Annotated in this window: 4 protein-coding genes; 3 read left to right on the forward strand and 1 reads right to left on the reverse strand. The window is 56.6% G+C overall.

Annotated elements, in window-relative coordinates:
* The first annotated feature begins 230 nt into the window (after positions 1 to 230).
* Positions 231 to 647: a hypothetical protein gene (locus NW819_RS08115; protein WP_414329456.1), complete on the forward strand. Its 417-nt coding sequence runs from the start codon at positions 231 to 233 to the stop codon at positions 645 to 647.
* A gap of 61 nt (positions 648 to 708) precedes the next feature.
* On the opposite strand, the gene NW819_RS08120 is transcribed toward NW819_RS08115, so the two are convergent.
* Entirely contained in the window at positions 709 to 1521 is an 813-nt protein-coding gene (locus tag NW819_RS08120; protein WP_414413451.1) for a phosphatidate cytidylyltransferase, read from the reverse strand.
* 326 nt (positions 1522 to 1847) lie between these two features.
* Between NW819_RS08120 and pdhA the strand changes: the two genes are divergently transcribed.
* Positions 1848 to 2849, forward strand: coding sequence for a pyruvate dehydrogenase (acetyl-transferring) E1 component subunit alpha (gene pdhA, locus NW819_RS08125; protein ID WP_414350741.1), 1002 nt, complete (start codon positions 1848 to 1850; stop codon positions 2847 to 2849).
* A 256-nt stretch (positions 2850 to 3105) separates the two neighbouring features.
* On the forward strand, positions 3106 to 3619 hold a 514-nt coding region (locus NW819_RS08130), incomplete at its 3' end, for a proton-conducting transporter membrane subunit (RefSeq protein WP_414413452.1).

Below are 3619 nucleotides of genomic sequence, written 5' to 3' on the forward strand. Positions count from 1 at the left end.
GCGTTATGTCCAGATCATTGACGGCAACGGTCCTGATGGCTCTGATGGCTCTATCCCCTGGGATCCCTGCCTTGGCGCAACAGGACCAGGAGAGCTTAGATGGTGACATCCTGATTTGTCAGGGGGTATCTCATCTAGGCTCTTTGGTAGGTTTTGAGGCTTGCTTGAGTTTGGGTTCCTACACCTACTCTCAGTCTGATAACCAATCCGCGCCCCAGTTGTTAGCAGATTTGTTGCTTTCGTACTTCGAGCGAACCCCCTCTCAGTCTAATAGCCAATCCCAGTTGGTAGGCCTGTATTTCATCCCATACACCACCTATAGCTTTTGCTTTGTGGGTACAGAGAAGTTCGATGACTCAGAGGAGATTTATGTGGGTCGAAGTGGACGGCTATTCTTCGGTTTGGATCGCCCCCTGACCCCTTCTGAACTGGAGGTAGAGACCCCCCAAGTTATCCAGCGGAAGGCCCGTATTCTCCAGGTGGCGGCAGATCCCATTTTCGGTATCAGCCAACTGGTGGTTTACGACGAGACTGAGTTTCGCCTGAAGCAGCCAAGAATAGTGGTCACGCCTCTGGGATACTTCGGAGACTCCATTTCGCGAGAGGTGTTTTTAGAGAGTCCCGACTGCCAAGCCATTTTGAATTGAGGATCCCCTGCACCCGTAGCTGGTGTGCGTTCTTGGGTTTTGGCAGGCTTACGAGATGGCTCTAGAGCCCAGAGTAAGCGTTGAGCCATTCCATGAAGTAAAACACCAGTGGCGCGGTGAACACATAGCTATCTCCCCGATCCAAGATGCCGCCGTGGCCCGGGATCAGATCCCCGGAATCTTTCACCCCTGCATCCCGTTTCATCAGAGATTCTGTGAGATCTCCCAGCAGGCTGGTTAACCCAATCAAAAACCCCAGAATGCCCCCACTCAACCAGCTCCACGGCCAGCCCAGGTAATAGGCTCCAACCACCGCAAGGGTCATGCTGGCGGCAATCCCGGCTACCGCCCCTTCCACCGTCTTTTTCGGGCTGAGGATGGAGAGCTTGGTGCGCCCAAAGGCCCGACCACACAGGTAGGCCCCTACATCTGCGGCGATCACGCAGCCAATGGCCAACAGCGTAATCCATAGCCCTTCGCCCAGCCCTTGCGCAAAAGACAAGGCCCTGACCCGAATCCAGAAGCTGGGCAGCAACGCACAGTAGAACAACCCCAAAATCGAGGTGGCAATATCGGCAATGGTGGCCACCTTGGGCTTAAAGAGCAAATAAAAACAGATGATGGATCCCGCCACAATAAAAGCAGGGCTCGTCCATTCCGGCTTGACCTGCTGCAAAATCACCAGCACCTGGCTGGAAAACATGGTGGTGCGCATGGCCGGCGCATTGCCTTTGGCTTGCACCAAGCGAAAAAACTCCAGTTGGGCCAAAAAAATGATCAGCCCAATGGCTGCAGTAAAATACCAGCCCCCTAGCAGGGTGACCGCCAACGCAAACAACACCGCCGCAAAACCGCTAACCCAACGGGCTCCCATGGGCGCACCCCGTCACGTTGGCTGGCCAAATACCTCTTGCCCCCGGCTCCAGCAGATCGACGTCCAAGCCGAGAGCAGAAGAAACCCCCCCTCTGGTGTTCAAGATTCGCGTTTGCGGGACGGAGTCCTGATGCGGCTGCTGCAATGGAAACGCCTCTTGCCCTAGCCTTTCAGTTTAACTCCCTTGGCCTCGAAACAACCGCTTTCGGCCCTGCAGGATGGGATTTCCAGGTAAGGTGGCAGACAGACTGGAGCATGAGATAATGGGCAAACCGCAAAGCTCACTGCTGACCGCCTAAGATACCTCTGATTCGTTGCACCGCAGCATGGTTCAAGAACTTACTTCGCGCTCCACAACTGCTCGCATTTCTGCCGAAGAGGCTCGTCTTCTTTATGAAGACATGGTGCTGGGCCGCCTGTTTGAAGACAAGTGCGCCGAAATGTACTACAAGGGCAAGATGTTCGGCTTTGTGCATCTGTACAACGGCCAGGAGGCCGTCTCTACGGGGGTGATCAAGGCGCTCAAGCCCACCGACTACGTGTGCAGCACCTACCGCGATCATGTGCATGCCCTCAGCACCGGGATCCCGCCGCGGGCGGTCATGGCAGAGTTATTCGGCAAGGCCACCGGCTGCAGCAAGGGTCGGGGTGGTTCCATGCACCTCTTCTCGGCGGAGCACAATTTCTTGGGGGGCTATGCCTTTGTGGCCGAAGGGATCCCGGTGGCGACGGGGGCTGCTTTTTCTGCCAAATACCGGGGCACTGACCAGGTAACCGCCTGCTTCTTTGGGGATGGAGCCTGCAACAACGGCCAGTTTTACGAGTGCCTCAACATGGCCGCCCTCTGGAAGTTGCCCATCGTCTATGTGGTGGAAAATAACTTCTGGGCTATTGGCATGGCCCATGAACGCGCCACTTCCGACACCGATATTTACCGCAAAGGTCCGGCTTTTGGCATGCCCGGCTACCAGGTGGATGGGATGGATGTGCTAGCAGTGCGAGAGGCCGCCCAACAGGCCATCGCCCGCGCCCGTGCCGGAGAAGGCCCCACCTTGCTGGAGTGCATCACCTATCGTTTCCGGGGCCATTCTCTGGCCGACCCTGACGAGCTGCGCAGTCCTGAGGAAAAAGAGTTCTGGCGGCAGCGGGATCCCATCAAGCAACTGGAACGCTATGCCCTGGAGCACAACCTAATGTCCGAGGCAGACTTCCAAGCCATCCACGCGGAGGTCAGCGCCGTGATTGAGGACGCGGTTCTTTTTGCTCTGGAAAGCCCAGAGCCAACCCTGGACGAGCTGCACCGTTTTGTCTTTGCCGAAGATGAGTAGATCCTGGCCACTTCCCCGGTAGCGGGGGAGTCGCTTGCCGGGGGATCCCCACAAGGTTCTCTGGCCAACTCGGGTGGCCCATCCACCTGGCGGAGCGCTATCGCGCCGGATCCCTTGAGGATCCTCGATGATTGGCATTGGAGAAACCTTCTCGAGATCTGCGCTATTGCGCAGATTTTTTTGTAAATATCGCTTCCCATTTGTTTACACAGCTTCATATCATTGAGGTATCGAGCATGAGTATTTATTCCTGGTCATGAGCAATCCTCTTGAGTTTCCCTGGCTGTCGGTGCTGGTGCTCTTGCCTCTGCTGGCAGCCTTCGGGATCCCCTTGATCCCCCAGAGCCGTTGGGTGCGTTGGTATGCCCTCGCTGTGGGGGCTTTTGATTTGGGCCTGATGGTCTATGTCTTTGCGCGGCACTATGACCTGCAGGACTTTTCTCTGCAACTGGCGGAGCGCTACGCCTGGGTGCCCCAAATTGGGTTCCACTGGTCGCTGGCGGTGGACGGCCTCTCCTTCCCGCTGGTGTTGCTGTCGGGTTTGATCACGACCCTGTCGATTGTGGCGGCTTGGAATCTCTCCCACAAGCCGCGTTTGTTTTTCTTCCTGCTGCTGCTGATGTACGGCGCCCAGGTGGGCGTATTTCTGGCGCAGGACATGCTCCTTTTCTTCCTGATGTGGGAGATTGAGCTGGTGCCGGTCTATCTGCTCATCTCCATCTGGGGTGGGCCGAAGCGCCAGTACGCCGCCACCAAGTTCATCCTCTACA

Source organism: Synechococcus sp. R8-2, from assembly GCF_047461715.1.
GTDB lineage: Bacteria > Cyanobacteriota > Cyanobacteriia > Thermostichales > Thermostichaceae > Thermostichus.

What these genes read in the sequence shown, in the direction of transcription:
- pdhA (WP_414350741.1), top strand. Translation starts at nt 1,848, where the DNA reads ATGGTTCAAGAACTTACTTCGCGCTCCACAACTGCTCGCATTTCTGCC.
- NW819_RS08120 (WP_414413451.1), bottom strand. Translation starts at nt 1,521, where the DNA reads ATGGGAGCCCGTTGGGTTAGCGGTTTTGCGGCGGTGTTGTTTGCGTTG.